We start from the raw sequence: 17,769 nt of genomic DNA, 5'->3' as shown, positions 1-17,769 counted from the left end.
ATGACACCGGCCGAGGCTGCAGACCACCGCTACATCCAGGTAGCCCGCACGCTCCGCAAGGAGATCGTCGACGGGGTATATCCCGTCGGCTCCCAACTGCCCACCGAACATGAACTCTGCCAACGATTCTCGGTGAGCCGCTACACCGTTCGAGAGGCACTGCGGCGCCTGCGCGAGGACAACCTGGTGTCGTCCCGACCACGGGCGGGCACCACGGTGGTGCCACGGCCGTCGTCCCACGCCTACGTCCAGGACGTCGTGTCGATCAACGACCTGCTGGCCTTTGCGACCGGCGCTCGCTTCGCCATCGAATCCACCGCCATGATCACCATCGACGCTGAACTGGCGCAGCGCACCGGCCTCGCCGTCGGAGAACAGTGGCTGGCGGTGCGGGGTTTCCGGCGCACCGAAGGCGCCGACACTCCGGTCTGTAGCGCCGAGTACTACATCAACCGGGCGTTCGCGGGCGTCGGCAGGATGCTGCAGAACCACACCGGGCCGATCTTCCCGCTCATCGAGGACCTGTTCGGGCTCAGCATCGTCGAAGTCCGCCAGGAGATCTCGGCCGTGCACATCGGCCAGGACCTGGCCGACGCTCTGAACGTCGAGCCGGGCACGCCCGCGCTCGAGATGCTGCGCACCTACACGACATCCGACGGCGAGGTCGCACAGGTCACGGTGAACACTCATCCCGGGGACCGGTTCCGCCATTCGATGACCATGCGGCGGGTGAAGGGCTAGCGGGCGTGCGCACCCCGACGCGAAATCCCGAGCTCGCTCAGCGCGCCTACGCCGACGGGCTGTGGGTGCGCGAAACCCTGGCCGACGCACTGGCCGCCGCGGCGCGCGACACCCCACGACGGGAGGTCCTCGTCGACGGACCGGTGCGCCTGGATTGCGCCACCCTGTATACCCGGGCGAAGCGCCTGGCCGAGGCGTTGCGGGACCGCATGCCGGTCGGCAGCGTGCTCTCGTTCATGCTGCCGAACTGGCACGAGGCGGCGATCGTCTACCACGCCGCGACGATCGCCGGGATGATCGTCAACCCCATCCTGCCGTCACTTCGCGACCACGAGCTGTCGTACATCCTGGCCGATGCCGAGGTGCGCATGATCGTCGTCCCCGCCCACTTCGCCGGCCACGACTATCCGTCGATGCTGCAGCGGGTCACCGCCGCGATGGCCTCCCCGCCCACCGTGGTCGTGGTGCGGGGCGAGCCCCGGCCCGGGCAGGTCCGGTTCTCGGCGCTGCTGGACGGCTGCGGCAGTTCGGCCCCGATCCCGGCGCTCGACCCCGATGCGGTTCGGATGATCCTGTACACCTCGGGCACCACCGGAGCGCCGAAGGGCGTTCTGCACAGCCATAATTCGATTCATGCCCTGATCCGGCAGATCGGCCGGCACTGGCGGGTCGAACCCAGGTCGGTGTTCCTGGTGCCCTCCCCCATCGCCCACATCGGCGGATCCATCTATGCCTTCGAATGTCCGGTCCTGCTCGGCACCACCGCGGTGCTGATGGATCGCTGGGATCCCGAGGCTGCCGTCGCCTTGTTGGACGCCGAACGCTGCACGCACCTGGCCGGGGCGACGCCATTCCTTGACCAGATCCTGGCCGCGGCCCGCCGCGCCGGCACCCGGCTGCCGGACCTTCGGGTGTTCATCTGCGGGGGCGCCTCGGTGCCGCCGGCGTTGATCCGGCGCGCCGCAGACCATTTCGAGCACGCGTTGGTCAGCCGGGTGTACGGCTGCACCGAGGTCCCGGTCACCACCGTCGGCGCACCCGATGATCCCGACCGCGCCGCCGACACCGACGGCCGGCCCGGCATCGCCGACATCGCCATCGTGGCCGGCGAGATCCGCGCCCGCGGCCCCCAGATGCTGCTGGGCTACCTGCATCCCGAGGACGACGCGGAGGCGTTCGACGCCGACGGCTACTTCCGCACCGGCGATCTGGGCGAGTGGGCCGCCGACGGCTACCTCACCGTCACCGGCCGGGCCAAGGATCTGGTGATCCGCAACGGCGAGAACATCGCTCCCAAAGAGGTCGAGGACGTCCTGCTCGGCCACCCGGCGATCCGCGAGATCGCGATCGTCGGCGTACCCGATCCGCGCACCGGGGAGCGTGCCTGCGCCGTGGTGGTCACCGACCGGCGGCCCGGTCCCGATGTCGCCGATCTGCGCGCGTTCCTGCGGACCGCCGGCGTGGCCACCTTCAAGTGGCCCGAACAGGTCGCCATTTGGGAGGAGCTGCCTCGCAATGACGCCGGAAAAGTGCTCAAACATCGGATCCGAGCAAGATTGGTCGAGGCGGATGAATGATGTACAGGTAGCAGTGGTGACCGGTGCGAGTAGCGGAATCGGATTTGCCTGCGCCATAACACTCGCCACGGCAGGCATGGCGGTGGTCGGCACCGGGCGTGACGCCGGCCGGCTGAACGCACTGGCCGAGGCGATCGGCGACCCCGACCGGGTGGCCACGCTGGCCGTGGACCTCACCGACGACGACGCCCCACGGCGGATCGTCGATCTCGCGGTGTCGCGGTGGGGTCGCATCGACGTGCTGGTGAACAACGCCGGGGTCGGCAGCCCGAAGCCACTGCACGAAACCGACGACGAGTCGCTGGATTACTTCCTCGGTGTCATGTTGCGAGCGCCGTTCCGGCTGGCGCGCGAGGTTATCCCGCACATGCGTCCCGGCTCGGCCATCATCAACGTCACCTCGACGTTCGCGGTGGTCGGCGGTCTTCGGGGCGGCGCCTATTCTGCCGCCAAGGGCGGTCTGACCGCGCTCACCCTGCACATCGCGTGTCAGTATGGGGCGCAAGGGATCCGGAGCAATGCGGTGGCCCCGGGAGTCACGGTGACTCCGATGGTCGCCCAGCGCCTCGACGACGAGCGGTTCCGCAAGATCAACACCGAGATGACGCCGTATCCGCGGCTGGGGCGGGTCGAGGACGTCGCCGGCACGGTGGCGTTCCTGTGCTCACCGGCAGGCAGTTTCATCAACGGTCAGACCATCGTGGTGGACGGCGGCTGGAGCTCCACGAAGTATCTGTCGGAGCACGCGTTGTCCTCGCACTGGGTCGCCGAGTGAACCTGTTCGCCACGCTAGATCAGGCCGCCGCTCGATTCGGCGACCGCGGCGCGGTCTACCTCGGCGACCGTCAGGTGTACACCTGGCACGAACTCCACGAGCGTGCGCTGCGCCTGGCGGCCGCACTTCGCCGCAGGTACCCGCCTGGGGAGCGGATCGCGATCGCCAGCGAGAACCGGTCGGAGATCGTCGAAATCTTCTACGGGGTGTGGGCGGCGCAGTGCGTACTCGTGCCGATCAACGCCAAGCTTCATCCGCGAGAGATGGGGCAGATCCTCGACGACTGCTCTGCGGCAACCGTATTCGCGTCACCGAAGATCGCCGCCGAACTGACCCCGCGGGCGTCGATGGTGGTGGAGGTCATCGGCGGCCCGGATTACGAGCAGCTCTTCGGCGGCGTACCGGCGACGGTGCCCGCCACCGATCCGTCGGCGCTGGCCTGGCTCTTCTACACCAGCGGCACCACCGGTCGCTCCAAAGGAGCCATGCTGTCGCATCGCAACCTCACCGCGATGACCGTGGCGCATCTGGCCGATATCGACTCCCCCGACGAGACGTGCGCTCTGCTCCATGCCGCGCCGATGTCGCACGGGTCGGGGCTCTATCTGGCGCCCTACGTGCTGCGCGGCGCGCGCCAGGTCGTGCCCGCCTCCGGGGCGTTCGATCCCGACGAGTTCCTCGACCTGTGCGCCGCGCATCCCGGATCGTCGGCGTTTCTGGCGCCCACCATGATCCAGCGACTGGTCGGAACCGGGCGGGCCGCCCCCGCCTCGCTGCGAACGATCGTCTACGGCGGCGGCCCGATGTACGTGGACGGCCTCAAGAAGGCGATGACGGCGTTCGGACCGGTCTTCGCCCAGATCTACGGCCAGGGCGAGTCGCCGATGACCATCACCGGATTGCGCCGCGCCGATCATTCGTCGTCCGACGACACCGTCCTCGGCTCGGTGGGCTATCCACGTTCCGGCGTCGAGGTCGCGGTAGTGGGCCACGACGGGGTCCCGGTCGAGGCGGGCGAAGTCGGCGAGATCGTCTGCCGCGGGGACGTGGTGATGTCCGGGTACTGGAACAACGCCCCCGCGACCAGTGACACGCTCAGAGACGGCTGGCTGCACACCGGCGATCTGGGCTCCTTCGACCGGCACGGTTACCTGACGCTGCGGGACCGGTCCAAGGACGTGGTGATCAGCGGAGGAAGCAACATCTATCCCCGGGAGGTGGAGGAAGCGCTGCTGGAGCATCCGGGCGTGACGGAGGCCGCTGTGGTGGGCGCGGCGGACGAGGAGTGGGGCGAGGTGGTCGTGGCCTTCGTTGTCGGCGGGGCGGCCGAGGACGAACTCGACGCTCACCTGCTCGACCGGATCGCCCGCTTCAAGCGCCCGAAGCGCTATGTCTTCGTCGACGACCTGCCCAAGAACAGCTATGGCAAGGTGCTCAAGCGCGAGTTGCGCGCCCGGCTCGGGTAACCCCGTTCTCCTCTGCATAGAATGCCGATATGTCGACCGATTACCGCTTCATCACCTACGAAGACCTCGACGAGGGGCGTATCGCCCGCATCATGCTCAACCGGCCCGAGGCGCGCAATGCCCAGAACCGTGGCCTGCTGGTGGAGCTCAACGAGGCCTTCCTACGGGCCGAGGCCGACGACACGGTCCGGGTGGTGATTCTGGGCGGACACGGTCCGATGTTCTCCTCCGGCCACGATCTCGGCTCGTCGGTGTCGCGCGCCGAGTTCACCCCCGGCCCCGACCAGCACCCCAGCTATCAGGTCAACGGAGGCACCCGCCACGGCGCGGAGAGCCTGATGCTGCAGGAGTGGCAGCACTTCTTCGCCAACACCCGCCGCTGGCGCGACCTGCGCAAGATCACCATCGCCCAGGTGCACGGCGATGTCTACGCGGCGGCGCTGATGCTGATGTGGGCCTGCGACCTGATCGTGGCGGCCGAGGGCACCCGGTTCGCCGACGTGGTGGGCACCCGGCTGGGCATGTGCGGTGTCGAGTACTTCGCCCACCCCTGGGAGTTCGGACCTCGCAAGACCAAGGAGCTGATGCTCACCGGCGACGCGATGACCGTCGACGAGGCCTATCAACTGGGCATGATCTCGAAGGTCTTTCCACAGGACGAGCTGGCCGACAAGACGCTCGCGTTCGCCCGCCGGATCGCCGAGGTGCCGACGATGGCGGCGCTGCTGGCCAAGGAAGCGGTCAACCAGACGGTCGACAACATGGGCTTCTACAACTCGCTGAACGCCTGCTTCACGCTGCACCAGCTCAACCACTCGCACTGGGCTCAGGTGCACGAAAACGGCTGGCCGGTCGGCCTGGAGTCCGACGGCCTGCCCAACTGGCGGACCGCCCCGCCGATCGTGCCGGCGGTCAAGGACCAGGTACGCGCCGACGGTTAGCGCCGAGTGCGCTCCGCGGTCACGGCGCCGCACCGTTTTGACCTCGCCTGAATCGATCAAGTCGTCACATCCGTATCACGACGAGCGGCCACCAGCACTGGTGTCGAACACTCGGCCTTCGCATGTCCGGCAGACCAGACTTGCCGAAATATGTTGTGATGTCGTTTAATTCGCACATCGCGCAAAGTCGCATCAGCCGATTCAGTTCTGATTTATCACGGTAATTGTTGTGTGGGACACACAAATTTGCGAAACGTGGTGGAAAGCACAGACTTTGGTACGCGCGCAAATTAGTTGTTACTTTCGGCCACATGTTTGCAATCGCGACGTTGATGACCCTGATCAGTCAGGTGTCGGGTACGCCGTACATCCCCGGTGGGGACAGTCCGGCCGGCACCGACTGCTCAGGGCTGGCTTCCTGGGTGTCCAATGTGGCCACCGGTAGGCCCGCGTTCGGCAGCCGGTTCCACACCGGCAACGAGGAAGCCGCCCTGCTCGCCCGCGGGTTTCATTACGGAACCGCGCCCAACTCTCTGGTGATCGGCTGGAACGGCCGCCACACCGCGGTCACGCTGCCCGACGGCACCCCGGTGTCCAGCGGGGAGGGCGGTGGCGTCCGCATCGGTGGCGGCGGTGCCTACCAGCCGCAGTTCACCCACCACATGTACCTGCCGATGCCGGCCGACGAGATGACCGATCCGCTCGCCCCGCCGCCGGCACCCGACGCACCGCCGCCGCCGGCACCCACCGAGGCCCCTGCTCCGGACGCCCCCGCGCCGGCCGGCGCCATCGTCCCGGCCGACGCCCAGATCGCGCCGCCGCCGGCAGACTCCGTCCCCCAGCCCGCCTAACGCTGCGCGGCCAGTTTCGCCCCGGCCTCGCGGGCCGCGGCGGGGCGGGAGAGCACAGCGACACCTACGCCGATCAGCACGGCGACGGCCAACCCCGGACCCCACAGCGCACTTCCTTGTGGCCACGGAATGACGTTGCGGTACAGGGTGTATCCCAGCAGCGCCAGACCGAGTACCGGGATCACCACTTCGCTCTTGCGGATGTGACCACCCGCGCCGAGGAACAACAGCCGAACAGCGCCCAGGGTCGTCAGCGCGTACGCCACCAGCAGGATCAGGGTGCCGGCCGTCGCCGCAATGCTGAAGACGTCGAAGGGCTTGGCCCGCAACACCACCGCGCCGCCCGCCTGGATCGCGGCCACCAGCACCACGCTCGCGGTCGCGGCGAGGTGCGGAACGTTGCGGCCGGGATGCACAGCAGCCAGCGGTCGTGGGCCCAACCCGTCACGGCTCAGCGCGAAGATCAGCCGGCTGGCACCGACGACACTGGCCAGACAGCACGCCGCTGCGCTGAACGTCGCACCGACGACGATCACATACGCCAGCCACGGGCTGACGTATTGCTGCGCGATATCACCCATCAGCGCTTCGGATTTCACGAAAGCCGCCACACCGTCGGCATCGGTGCCGAAGGCCATCATCTCGATGGCCGTGACCACGACGAAGAACACCCCGCCGAAAAGCGCAGTGCCCAGAATGGCCCGGGGAATGTTGCGCCGCGGGTCTTGCGTCTCTTCGCCGAGGGTGGCCGCGGCCTCGAAACCGGCGAACGACAGGAACCCGAAGACCACGCCGAGGAACACCGTCGACACCGAGGTGCCCGAGGCGACGGTGAACACCGACATGTCCACTCCCCGCCCGCCGGGAGTATGTCCGGTGATCAGCTTCCCGAGCGTGATCGCGGCGACCACCAGGATCAGCAGGATCGTCAGGCCTTCGGTGATCAGCAACAGCGTTGTGCCACCACGGATCTCACGGACCGAGAGCCACCACACCGCGGCGAGCACCAGCCAGGCGAACAGGTAGGCCACCCAGTCCGGCAATTCGCGGGGAGCGGCCACCGTGCGCGCCAGATCGGTCAGGAAGATGCCTGCGGCGGTGGACGTGACCACGCCGTAGAACACGTAGGTACCCGCGTTGAGCCAGCCTGCGACGCTCCCTGCGCGCGGCCCGAGCGTGAGGCCGACGAACGCGTACACGCTGCCGGCGTGGCTGAACCGCTGCGACAGCCGGACGAAGGTGTGCGCGATCAGCAGAACGCCGACGCTGGCCAGCAGAAAGGCCAGCGGCACCGCCCGGCCCACAGCGGCGGCGGTGCCTTGCGGATTGATGTTGATCGCCATCGACGGGGCCATCAGAGCCACCGACACCCCGACCGCCGACCAGACGGTGAGGCTGCGCCGCAGCGGCACTCAGTCCTCCTCGTCGAGGACCAATGCCTCCTCCGGGCAGGCCGCCACCCCGTCGCGGGTGCGTTGCTCGTCCCCCGGGTCGACATCATGGTCGACCAGGATCGAATAGCCCATGTCGTCGATCGGGAACAGCTCCGGGTCCACGGCATAGCACTGTGCATGGCCCACGCATCTGGACCGCTCGAGACGAACCCGCATCGCCGGCAACCTTTCTGGTCAGCCCCCTCAGTTGGCCCGGCTCAGGGTAACCGCGGACCGCGCGACGTCGGGTCGGATCACCCGATCTGCCGCCGTCACGGGTTGATCGTGTTCTCCCCGACCTGGCGGCCCCAGACATATTCGGTGAGCAGCGGCTGGCCGAGTTCGAAGTGGTTGTAGGGCGCCAGCGAGGCACCGTCGTCGACCACCAGGTAAGGCGCCGGCCAGAAGTTCCGGTCGATCGTCTGCCAGCACCCCGGTGCCCCGCCGGGCCCGCCCTGGCCGTTGGTCCTGGGCAGATTGTCGGGATAGACGTAGGGATTCGGTGCCCCGACGATCTCGGTCACCGTGTTGAGCGAATAACCGTTGCCGCCGAAGGCCTCCAGCGCGGCCGGCGCCGCCTGCGCGATGTTGCGGATGCCACAGAAGAATTCGGGGCTGTACTTGTCGAGCAGCCGGGTACTGGGGATCAGATCCGACATCGCGCGCACGAAGTAGGGGCTGCTGCGTTCGAAGATGTCCGCGCCGGTGTTGCCGAATCCGATCGAAGCCAGCAGCGCAGCGTCGATGTCCTTCTGCTGGGCATTCAGCGAGTGTGCGGTGGTGGCCAGATTGTCCAGCGCACTCCACAGATCCGGGCTGGCCTTGGTGTAGACGTCGGCAAGATCGGCCAGACCCACCACGTTGCGGCGGATCTGCGGCATCTGCGGGTTGATGTCGTCGAGCACGGCGTTACCGTTCACCAAGGACCGGCCGAACTTGGTGCCCAGTCCGCTCAGCGCCTCGGCGGTCGCCGACAGCGTCAGGTTGAGCTTGACCGGGTCGACCTTCTCGGCGATCGACGTGACGGTCTCGAAGAGGGTGTTGAACTCGGTGGTGACCGTCGACGCGTCGATGATGTCGGAGCTGGACAGCCGGGTCGACGCCGGGTTCTTCGGCGTGGTCAGTGCGACGTATTTGTTGCCGAAGACCGTGCTGGCCTTGATGTCGGCATGCACGTTGGACGGAATGCTGGCCAGATAGCGGGGATCGACGTCGAGGGTCACCTTGGCGATCGTCCGACCGTCGCGCTCGGCCTCGGCGACCTTGGCCACCCGCCCGATGATGACCCCGTTGTAGGTCACCTTCGATCCCGCATCCATCACCAGGCCGGCGCGCTTGGAGACCATCGTCAACGTCGCGCTCGGCGACAGGTCACCCCGGAACTGCAGATAGATCAGCGTGACCACGCCGACGATCAGGACCAGGAACAGCGCACCGGCGGTCTTCAGCGGTGGCCGTTCACGCCGGCTCACGGCGATACCCAACGGTCGGGGTCGTCATCCCACGGCCTGTGGCCGGACATGTCGCCTCCTCACCCCGACCCCAGCGGAACGACCCCGCCACACTCACCTCCGACAGTGCGGCGGACCACAGGAATGTACCTGATTTCGAAATGGCGTGAGCGGCATCGGCACAATTCGCCATCGGCTCGGTCATCGAATTATTCTGTCACAATCGTCAATAAATAGCCGGACAGAATTGCGTCAGCGAAAGTCGCTCGTGCATAACCAATTCCGGACTCCTCCCCCGATATCCATGCGATCGGCGCACACCACCGTCGGAATTCCCGTCTCGAATTTGCTGGGCACCGCGCATGCCGCGAGTTGCTGACACCAGGCCGCGGAACGACGCCGACGCCGGCGGCCGGTGGTGGGCCAAACCGACAACAGCCGGCGACGGAGTCGGGATAATCGAGATCGTCGTCCGGGGGTTGTCGCCGGCGGGAAACAGCTCAGCGAGGAGCGTGAGATCCATGTCCATCATCGAAGCGGGCGCGCAGACCCAATCGCCTCATCAACGCGAGGTCGCCGACACCCAGCAGTACTTCGACAGTCCGCGGTTCGAGGGCATCACCCGGCTCTACACCGCGAACCAGGTGGTCGAACAGCGTGGCACGATCCCGGTCGACTACTCGGTCGCGCGGGAGGCTTCCACCGCGTTCTACCAGCGCCTGCGCGAGCTGTTCGCCGCCAAGAAGAGCATCACCACGTTCGGCCCGTACTCGCCGGGCCAGGCGGTGACCATGAAGCGGATGGGTATCGAGGGCATCTACCTGGGCGGCTGGGCGACCTCGGCGAAGGGCTCGACCACCGAGGACCCCGGCCCCGACCTCGCCAGCTACCCGCTGAGCCAGGTGCCCGACGAGGCGGCCGGTCTGGTGCGTGCGCTGTTGACCGCCGACCGCAATCAGCAGTATCTCCGGTTGCAGATGACACCCGAGCAGCGGGCGGCCACGCCTGCCGTCGACTACCGGCCGTTCATCATCGCCGACGCCGACACGGGGCACGGCGGAGATCCTCACGTGCGCAACCTGATTCGGCGGTTTGTCGAGGCCGGCGTGGCGGGCTATCACATCGAGGACCAGCGTCCGGGCACCAAGAAGTGCGGCCATCAGGGCGGCAAGGTGCTGGTGCCCAGCGACGAGCAACTCAAGCGACTCAACACCGCCCGCTTCCAGCTCGACATCATGAAGGTGCCGGGAATCATCGTGGCCCGCACCGACGCCGAGGCGGCCAATCTGATCGACAGCCGCGCCGACGAGCGCGATCAGCCGTTCCTGCTGGGAGCGACGAACCTCAAGGTGCCGCCCTACAAGTCCTGCTTCCTGGCGATGGTGCGACGCTTCTACGAGGCGGGTGTCACCGAGCTCAACGGGCACCTGTTGTACGCGTTGCCCGAGGGCGAATACGCGGTGGCCGACGCCTGGCTGCAGCGCCAGGGCATCGCCGATCAGATCGCCGAGCAGGCCGCGGCCTGGCGCGAGGGCCGGGAGCACTCGCTGGACGCGCTGTTCGACAAGGTGGAGTCGGCGTTCGTCGACGCCTGGCAGGACGACGCCGGACTGGACACCTACGGCGGCGCGGTGGCCGAACTTCTGACCTTCCGTGAGGCCGAAGGCGAACCGCACGACATGAGCGCCGCGCAGTGGCGGGAGTTCGCCAAGACCGCGTCGCTGTATGCCGCCCGGGAGAAGGCCCGCGAACTCGGCGTGGACGCGGCGTGGGATCCCGAGCGCGCCAAGACCCCCGAGGGCTACTACCAGGTGCGCGGCGGCATCCCGTATGCCATTGCGAAATCCCTTGCTGCCGCACCGTTTGCGGATCTGCTCTGGATGGAGACCAAGACCGCCGACCTGGCCGACGCCCGTGAATTCGCCGAGGCGGTGCACGCGGTCTACCCGGACAAGATGCTGGCCTACAACCTCTCCCCCTCGTTCAACTGGGACACCACCGGGATGACCGACGAGGATATGCGGGCCTTCCCCGAGGAACTCGGCAAGATGGGCTTCGTCTTCAACTTCATGACCTACGGCGGTCACCAGATCGACGGCGTGGCGGCCGAGGAGTTCGCCACCGCCCTGCGCCAGGACGGCATGCTGGCACTGGCTCGCCTGCAGCGCAAGATGCGGCTGGTCGAATCCCCTTACCGCACACCGCAAACCCTGGTCGGCGGTCCGCGTAGCGACGCCGCGCTGGCAGCATCGTCGGGCCGCACCGCCACGACGAAGTCGATGGGCAAGGGCTCCACACAACACCAGCACCTGGTGCAGACCGAGGTGCCCAAGAAGCTCCTCGAAGAGTGGCTGGCGCTGTGGAGCGAACACTACGAGCTCGGCGAGAAGTTGCGGGTGTCCCTGCGGCCACGCCGGGCCGGCGGTGAGGTGCTCGAGCTCGGCATCTACGGGGCCCGGGAGGACGGCGGCGACGAAGAGCTGTTGGCCAATGTGCTCGTCGACCCGATCAAGGACCGCCACGGTCGCAGCATCCTGACCGTGCGCGACCAGAACACCTTCGCCGAGAAGCTGCGGCAGAAGCGCCTGATGACACTGATCCACCTGTGGATGGTGCACCGGTTCAAGGCCGACGCCGTGTATTACGTGACGCCCACCGAGGACAACATCTATCAGGCCGACAAGATGAAGGCGCACGGGATCTTCAGCGACGTCCACAAGGACGTCGGCGAGATCATCGTCGCCGACGTCAACCACGACCGGATCGCCGAGCTGCTCAACCCCGACCAGGTGGCGCTCAAACGGCTGATCGCCAAGCAGGACTGAGCCGCCGATCTCGGCGCACCCCTCGCCCAAACCGACGTCTCGCCGTGAAAGTGCGAGAAGCCGGTGACATTTCGTCGATCTCGGCGCGAAACTACCGTGAGCCGAGGTAGGCGACGATCGCGTTGGTCAGCCCGCGCCGGGCTTCGTCGAGATCGCCGTAGCTGCCGAGCTGTTTCTCCGAGGCGATGCCCCGCATCGCGCCGGGGATGAGCCAGGCCATCTCGCGAACCCGCTGCGGGTCCACTTGCAGATCGGCGAACGCCTTCTGGCAGGTCTCCTGCCACCCCTGGCCCCAGGAGAACAGTTCGGCCGCGGTCTGTGGATACAACCGCTCGAGATCGGCGTGCTCGCGCGGCAGCGCAGCCCGCAGGTTCTCGATCGCGCGCGAGTCCCGGTTGGTCAACCCGTCATAGAGCGTGTCGATGATGCCGGCCACCCGGTCGCGCAGGCTCGCTGACGGGTCCGGTGCGGTGAAGATGTGGGCTCGCCGCTCCGCGGTGTAGCGCAGTACCGCCGCCCAGAAGCCATCGGTGTCGCCGAACTGGTATTGCACGGTGCCCCACGTGGCACCGGCGTCTTTCGCGATGCGGTTGGCCGACACCGCGCCAGGCTGACCGGACGCCAGTGCGGTGAGAGCGGCCTCGAGCAGGCTCTCCCGGGTGGCCGACCCCCGTCGGTTGGGCCGCCGCCGCGCGCTGTCCGCTTCCGCCACACCAAAAGCCTAACCCAGATTCATTGACACCTCTATGAAGTGTTTCTAGACTCGCCAGCGTGGCCAAACCGTCCCTCTCGATGAAGCCCACCGGCTGGTTCCAGGTCGCCTGGTCCGACGAGATCGCGGTGGGCGATGTGCATCGGATGAAGTACTTCGACACCGACATGGTCGCCTGGCGCGCGCAGTCCGGCGCACTGACGGTGATGGACGCCTACTGCGAGCACCTGGGCGCCCACCTCGGCTACGGCGGCCAAGTGGTCGGCGAGGTGATTCAGTGCCCGTTCCATGGCTGGCAGTGGAACCATGAGGGCCGCAACGTCTGCATCCCCTACCAGGACAGGCCCAACCGCGGCCGCCGTATTCCCACTTATCCTGTGGTCGAGCGCAATTCGTCGGTGTACATCTGGCACGACGTCGCAGGGCGTGAACCGTATTTCGAAGCGCCGGACATCTTCGCCGATTTCGGGGACGACAAGACCGCCGCCGACTACTACCCGCAGGCCCGGCTGTACCGACCTCAGCTCGAATTGCATCCGCAGTATGTGCTCGAAAACGGCGTGGACTTCGCCCATTTCAAGTTCGTGCACCAGACGCCCATCGTGCCGCTGTTCACCCGGCACGACTTCGACGAGCCGGTGTCCTACGTGGATTTCACGATCACCTTCGAGGGTGACGAAGGTCAGATCATCGACGACGTGAACAGCGGCGTCGAAGCGATCAACGGCGGGCTGGGCGTCGCGGTCACCAAGAGCTGGGGCATGGTGGACAACCGCACCATCTCGGCGATCACCCCGGTCGACGAGTTCACCTCCGACGTCCGATTCATGGTCTACATCGGCCGAAAGCCCGGCGACGACAGCCCGAAGGCGCAGGCCAAGGCACAAGCGTTCGCCCACGACGTGATCGACCAGTTCGCCGCCGACATCGAGATCTGGCAACACCAGCGCTACACCCATCGGCCCGCGCTGGCGACCACCGAGTTCGACGGCTTCACCGCAATCCGCCAGTGGGCCAACCAGTTCTATGTATCCGACCACCAAGGAGAACCCGCCCATGTCAGCTCATAGCCCGATCCGGGTGTTCCAGGTGGCGACCGGAAACGTCGGCACCGAGATGATCAAGCGGATCGGCGAGCACCGTGGCCTGGAGCTGATCGGCCTGCACTGCTACTCGCCGGAGAAGATCGGGCGCGACGCCGGTGAGATCGCCGGCATCGCGCCCAACGGTGTCATCGCAACGGGTTCCGTCGACGAGATCATCGCGGCCAAGCCCGACGTGCTGACCTTCCACGGCGTATTCCCCGACGAGGACCTCTACGTCGCGGTGCTGGAGGCGGGTATCAACATCGTCACCACCGCCGACTGGATCACCGGCTGGCACCGCGACACCAACCATCCGCATCATTCCGGCAAGAAGGTCTCTGTGCTTCTCCAAGAAGCCTGTGAGAAAGGCGGTTCCACGTTCTACGGCACCGGCATGAACCCGGGCGTCAACCAGATCCTCGGCGTGGTGTGCTCGTCGGATGTCGCCGAGATCGAGAACATCACCACCATCGAGTCGGTCGACGTGTCCTGTCACCACTCGGCCGACACCTGGAAAGAGGTCGGCTACGGGCTGCCGGTTGACGACCCGGCCCTGCCCGGCATGCTCGAGAAGTACACCCGGGTCTTCGCCGACAGTGTGCTGATGATGGCCGATTGCTTCGACCTCGAACTCGACGAGGTGAAGTTCACCTACGAACTCGGCGCCTGCACCAAGGACGTCGACCTCGGCTGGTATCAGCTGTCGAAGGGCTCACTGGGCGGCAACTATCTCAAGTACCAGGGCATGGTCGACGGAGTGCCGCGGGTGGAGACCCACTTGGAGTGGCAGATGACCCCGCACACCGATCCGAGTTGGGATATCAAGGGCTGCTACATCACGCAGATCACCGGCGACCCGTTCGTCTACAACAAGCACATGATCTTCCCCAAGCCGGGTGTCGACCTCTCCGATGTGGCGTCGTTCGCCTCGATCGGGATGACCGTCACCGGCATGCCGGCGCTGAACGCCATTCCGGCCGTGGTGGCGGCTCCGCCGGGACTGATCACGAGCGCGGACCTTCCGTTGCGCGGATTCGCCGGCCGCTTCAAGAAATAACCGGACGCCGTATTCGTTCGCTGCCGCCCGGAGAGCGAACTGAAACAACGACGGTATCGGTCCGGATTCGGTTTGGTGAACAGCAGATGAATACGCTGTTCAGCCGCCGATTTTTGGCCCGATGCGAGGCTGTACAGCGGGTCAGGGGCGCGACTCGGCAGCAACCTCACGGGACGTCGACAGCGCACATTGCACCCCGTCGGGCGCTGGACGGAAGATAGCGAACGGTGTTCAAACGCCGGAATTGTCCAGGTAGAGTGCCGCCCGTGGGCAGACATCGGTTAGCCAAGCCACGGCGCCGTTGGTCGGTCGCCGTGGTCGCGCTAGCCGCACTCCCGGTGGCCGGCATTCTCACCGCCAGCACCGGCGGAGCGCCCAGCAAGCTGGCCCCGGGCGGGCCCAAGTGCTGCGCCGAACTCGTCGCCGCAAGCGCGGTGGAACTCCCAGCCGCCCGGATCAGCGGGCACTACGTCGTCATGACCCAGGCCGAGCTGGTGGCCAGCCGAAGCGCGGTCAACCGCAGTATGTTGCGGGCACTCCCGGCCGGCGTCGGTATCGAGAAGGGGCTGCAGGTCAAGACGATCCTGGCCGAGCGCCTCGTGAGCGCCTACTTTCCCGAGATCCACAACATCGGCGGGGTTCGGGCCGACGCGTTGAAGTGGCATCCGATGGGATTGGCCATCGACGTGATGATCCCGAATTACCAAACCCCGCAAGGCAAGGAGCTCGGTGACCGCATCGCGGCTTTCGCCCTGGCCAACGCCGACCGGCTGTCCCTGAATCATGTGATCTGGCGGCGCATTCTGTACGACAAGGGCGGCAAGCCCTTTCTGATGAGCAACCTCGGCTCCGACGACGCCAACCACTACACTCACGTGCATATCGCCACCGACGGTGGCGGCTATCCCACCGGCGGCGAGAGTTACTTTGGCTGATACCACACGCTTCGGCGGCCTGGTCCTGGCGCTGAGCGGCGCGCTGGTGCTGGCCCCGGCGGCCGGCGCGGACGAAGCATTCTGGGGTGGCTGGTACAAGATCACCTTCCACACCGACCAGAAGTCCGGCACGTCGATCGCGGCCACGCAGCAGGAGACGCCCTATACCGCGTCCTACAAGATCAACACCGACTGCTCGTCGGGGAGCTGCATCGCCTCGGTACTCGACGGGCCCACACCCAAGGACAATGCCGCGCAGACCACGACGTTCACCTGGACGGGGTCGACCTGGATGCGGTCGAACAGCTGGCGCTGGGATTGCACCCTGCCGGACGGCACGATCACCTATGACCCGGCGAATTCGGTGACCACCTACACCCCGCAGCCGGACGGCTCGCTGTCCGGCACCTTCCAGACCACCATCGACAGTGGTCCCTGCCAGGGCACCGTCGCGATCCCGCTGACCGCCGTCCCGTCGTCCGCCTGACCCACCTAGGGTTCCAAGCGTGAATCGCCTCGATCGCTTCTTCGAGATCACCGCCCGCGGCTCGACCATCGGCGCCGAGCTGCGCGGCGGACTGGTCACGTTCATCGCGATGGCCTACATCGTCGTGCTGAACCCGATCATCCTGTCCGGCGCCGCCGACGTGGCGGGCAACAAGCTCGGGTTTGCGCAGGTCTCGGCGACCACATCGTTGGCCGCCGGGGTGATGACCATCCTGTTCGGCGTGTTCGCCCGGCTTCCCTTCGCGTTCGCCGCCGGGCTGGGTATCAACTCGTTCCTGGCCACCACCGTGGTCGGCACCGTCAGCTGGCCCGAGGCGATGGGCCTGGTGGTGATCAACGGTCTCATCATCGTCGCGCTGGCGGTGACCGGGCTGCGCAGGCTGGTCTTCGATGCGGTGCCGATGCAACTCAAGCTGGCGATCACCGCCGGCATCGGCTTGTTCATCATGTTCATCGGACTGGTCGACGCCGGATTCATCTCCTCCACCGGTTTGCCTTCTCCCCCAGTTGGTTTGGGCGGCGGCGGCCACGGCTCGATCAGCACGGTGCCGACTGTGGTGTTCGTCTTCACCCTGCTGCTCACCGGCATCCTCGTCGTGCGCCGAGTCCGTGGCGGCATCCTGCTCGGGCTGGTGGCCGGCACCGTGGTCGCCGTCGTGGTCGAGGCGATCTGGCATCTGGGCTCCGCGACGCAGAAGCCGGGCGGCTGGACGCTGTCGGTGCCGACGCTGTCGGGATCGCCCTTCGCGATGCCGGACCTGTCCCTGGTCGGCGCCGTCAGCTTCGACAGCTTCGGGCGCATCGGGATCCTGGCCGCCACGATGCTGGTGTTCACCTTGGTGTTCGCCAACTTCTTCGACGCCATGGGGACGTTCACCGGGCTGTCGCGCGAAGCCGGCGTGGCCGACGACAACGGAAAATTTCCGCGCCTGCGTTCCGCGCTGATCGTGGAGGGGGCCGGCGCGGTGGTCGGTGGTGCCACCTCGGCGTCGTCGAACACCGTGTTCATCGAATCCGGCGCCGGAATCGAAGAAGGCGCCCGCACCGGGCTGGCCAATGTCGTCACCGGCACGCTGTTCCTCGCGGCGATGTTCGTCGGGCCGCTGGCGCAGATCGTGCCCACCGAGGTCGCCGCGGCCGCACTGGTGATCGTGGGGACGATGATGTTCTCCCAGCTGCGCCATATCGACGTCTCGGAATTCTCGGTGGCCCTGCCCGTCGTGTTGACCGTCGCGGTGATGCCGTTCAGCTATTCGATCGCCAACGGCATCGGGGTCGGGTTCGTGACCTGGGTCGTCGTTCGGTCCGCGGCCGGTAAGGCGCGCGAGATCAGTCCGCTGCTGTGGGTCGTCGCCGCGGGGTTCGTGCTCTACTTCGCCCGCAGTGGCATCGAGTCGCTGCTGGGCGGCTGAG

At 66.8% G+C, this 17,769-nt stretch carries 16 protein-coding genes; 12 read left to right on the top strand and 4 right to left on the bottom strand.

Annotation, left to right across the window (positions count from 1 at the left end):
* The 6 genes from MSZK_RS00260 (at position 1) to MSZK_RS00235 (ending at position 6,351) form a co-directional block, all read left to right on the top strand.
* A complete protein-coding gene (locus MSZK_RS00260; RefSeq protein ID WP_099243636.1) occupies positions 1-741 on the top strand; it encodes a GntR family transcriptional regulator in 741 nt (246 codons plus the stop codon).
* 5 nt (positions 742-746) lie between these two features.
* Entirely contained in the window at positions 747-2,318 is a 1,572-nt protein-coding gene (locus MSZK_RS00255) for an AMP-binding protein (protein ID WP_233211043.1), read from the top strand.
* Positions 2,311-3,093, top strand: coding sequence for an SDR family NAD(P)-dependent oxidoreductase (locus MSZK_RS00250; protein WP_099243634.1), 783 nt, complete (start codon positions 2,311-2,313; stop codon positions 3,091-3,093). Before MSZK_RS00255 ends, MSZK_RS00250 begins: the two co-directional genes overlap by 8 nt.
* Positions 3,090-4,559 (top strand): AMP-binding protein, encoded by a 1,470-nt coding sequence (locus MSZK_RS00245; RefSeq protein WP_099243632.1) that lies wholly within the window; start codon positions 3,090-3,092, stop codon positions 4,557-4,559. Before MSZK_RS00250 ends, MSZK_RS00245 begins: the two co-directional genes overlap by 4 nt.
* Positions 4,560-4,588: 29 nt before the next feature.
* Positions 4,589-5,500: an enoyl-CoA hydratase gene (locus MSZK_RS00240; protein WP_099243630.1), complete on the top strand. Its 912-nt coding sequence runs from the start codon at positions 4,589-4,591 to the stop codon at positions 5,498-5,500.
* A 311-nt stretch (positions 5,501-5,811) separates the two neighbouring features.
* Positions 5,812-6,351, top strand: coding sequence for a glycoside hydrolase (locus tag MSZK_RS00235; protein ID WP_099243628.1), 540 nt, complete (start codon positions 5,812-5,814; stop codon positions 6,349-6,351).
* Here MSZK_RS00235 and MSZK_RS00230 read toward each other — a convergent pair.
* The 3 genes from MSZK_RS00230 to MSZK_RS00220 form a co-directional block, all read right to left on the bottom strand.
* Positions 6,348-7,763 (bottom strand): APC family permease, encoded by a 1,416-nt coding sequence (locus MSZK_RS00230; protein ID WP_199203128.1) that lies wholly within the window; start codon positions 7,761-7,763, stop codon positions 6,348-6,350. The two genes, MSZK_RS00235 and MSZK_RS00230, sit on opposite strands and share 4 nt — an antisense overlap.
* Complete coding sequence (locus MSZK_RS00225; protein ID WP_099243626.1) at positions 7,764-7,961, bottom strand: ferredoxin; 198 nt, start codon at positions 7,959-7,961, stop codon at positions 7,764-7,766.
* Between the two features lie 95 nt (positions 7,962-8,056).
* Positions 8,057-9,232 carry an MCE family protein gene (locus MSZK_RS00220; RefSeq protein ID WP_371411266.1) on the bottom strand — a complete coding sequence of 392 codons (1,176 nt, stop codon included), beginning with the start codon at positions 9,230-9,232 and terminating at the stop codon, positions 8,057-8,059.
* A 524-nt stretch (positions 9,233-9,756) separates the two neighbouring features.
* Between MSZK_RS00220 and aceA the strand changes: the two genes are divergently transcribed.
* Positions 9,757-12,060, top strand: a complete 2,304-nt coding sequence (aceA, locus tag MSZK_RS00215; RefSeq protein ID WP_099243622.1) for an isocitrate lyase ICL2 — start codon at positions 9,757-9,759, stop codon at positions 12,058-12,060.
* Between the two features lie 91 nt (positions 12,061-12,151).
* On the opposite strand, the gene MSZK_RS00210 is transcribed toward aceA, so the two are convergent.
* Positions 12,152-12,772 carry a TetR family transcriptional regulator gene (locus MSZK_RS00210; protein WP_099243620.1) on the bottom strand — a complete coding sequence of 207 codons (621 nt, stop codon included), beginning with the start codon at positions 12,770-12,772 and terminating at the stop codon, positions 12,152-12,154.
* 59 nt (positions 12,773-12,831) lie between these two features.
* Here MSZK_RS00210 and MSZK_RS00205 point away from each other — a divergent pair, with 59 nt between their 5' ends.
* The 5 genes from MSZK_RS00205 (at position 12,832) to MSZK_RS00185 (ending at position 17,768) form a co-directional block, all read left to right on the top strand.
* Positions 12,832-13,842, top strand: a complete 1,011-nt coding sequence (locus tag MSZK_RS00205) for a Rieske 2Fe-2S domain-containing protein (protein WP_099243618.1) — start codon at positions 12,832-12,834, stop codon at positions 13,840-13,842.
* Positions 13,829-14,914 carry a dihydrodipicolinate reductase gene (locus tag MSZK_RS00200; RefSeq protein ID WP_099243616.1) on the top strand — a complete coding sequence of 362 codons (1,086 nt, stop codon included), beginning with the start codon at positions 13,829-13,831 and terminating at the stop codon, positions 14,912-14,914. Before MSZK_RS00205 ends, MSZK_RS00200 begins: the two co-directional genes overlap by 14 nt.
* 266 nt (positions 14,915-15,180) lie before the next feature.
* The gene (locus MSZK_RS00195; RefSeq protein ID WP_099243614.1) at positions 15,181-15,849 is read left to right on the top strand and encodes a hypothetical protein; all 669 of its coding nucleotides are present in this window, start codon (positions 15,181-15,183) and stop codon (positions 15,847-15,849) included.
* Entirely contained in the window at positions 15,842-16,336 is a 495-nt protein-coding gene (locus MSZK_RS00190; protein WP_099243612.1) for a hypothetical protein, read from the top strand. The genes MSZK_RS00195 and MSZK_RS00190 overlap by 8 nt, the downstream gene beginning before the upstream one ends.
* Before the next feature lie 19 nt (positions 16,337-16,355).
* Positions 16,356-17,768, top strand: coding sequence for an NCS2 family permease (locus tag MSZK_RS00185; RefSeq protein ID WP_099243610.1), 1,413 nt, complete (start codon positions 16,356-16,358; stop codon positions 17,766-17,768).
* Position 17,769 lies beyond the last annotated feature (1 nt).

This window comes from Mycobacterium sp. shizuoka-1 (assembly GCF_002723835.1).
Taxonomy (GTDB): Bacteria; Actinomycetota; Actinomycetes; order Mycobacteriales; family Mycobacteriaceae; genus Mycobacterium.
This window is presented reverse-complemented; position numbering and strand designations above follow the sequence as displayed.

Coding starts and splice junctions, on each gene's coding strand:
- MSZK_RS00260 (WP_099243636.1), top strand. CDS start 1: ATGACACCGGCCGAGGCTGCAGACCACCGCTACATCCAGGTAGCCCGC.
- MSZK_RS00250 (WP_099243634.1), top strand. CDS start 2,311: ATGAATGATGTACAGGTAGCAGTGGTGACCGGTGCGAGTAGCGGAATC.
- MSZK_RS00240 (WP_099243630.1), top strand. CDS start 4,589: ATGTCGACCGATTACCGCTTCATCACCTACGAAGACCTCGACGAGGGG.
- MSZK_RS00235 (WP_099243628.1), top strand. CDS start 5,812: ATGTTTGCAATCGCGACGTTGATGACCCTGATCAGTCAGGTGTCGGGT.
- MSZK_RS00225 (WP_099243626.1), bottom strand. CDS start 7,961: ATGCGGGTTCGTCTCGAGCGGTCCAGATGCGTGGGCCATGCACAGTGC.
- aceA (WP_099243622.1), top strand. CDS start 9,757: ATGTCCATCATCGAAGCGGGCGCGCAGACCCAATCGCCTCATCAACGC.
- MSZK_RS00200 (WP_099243616.1), top strand. CDS start 13,829: ATGTCAGCTCATAGCCCGATCCGGGTGTTCCAGGTGGCGACCGGAAAC.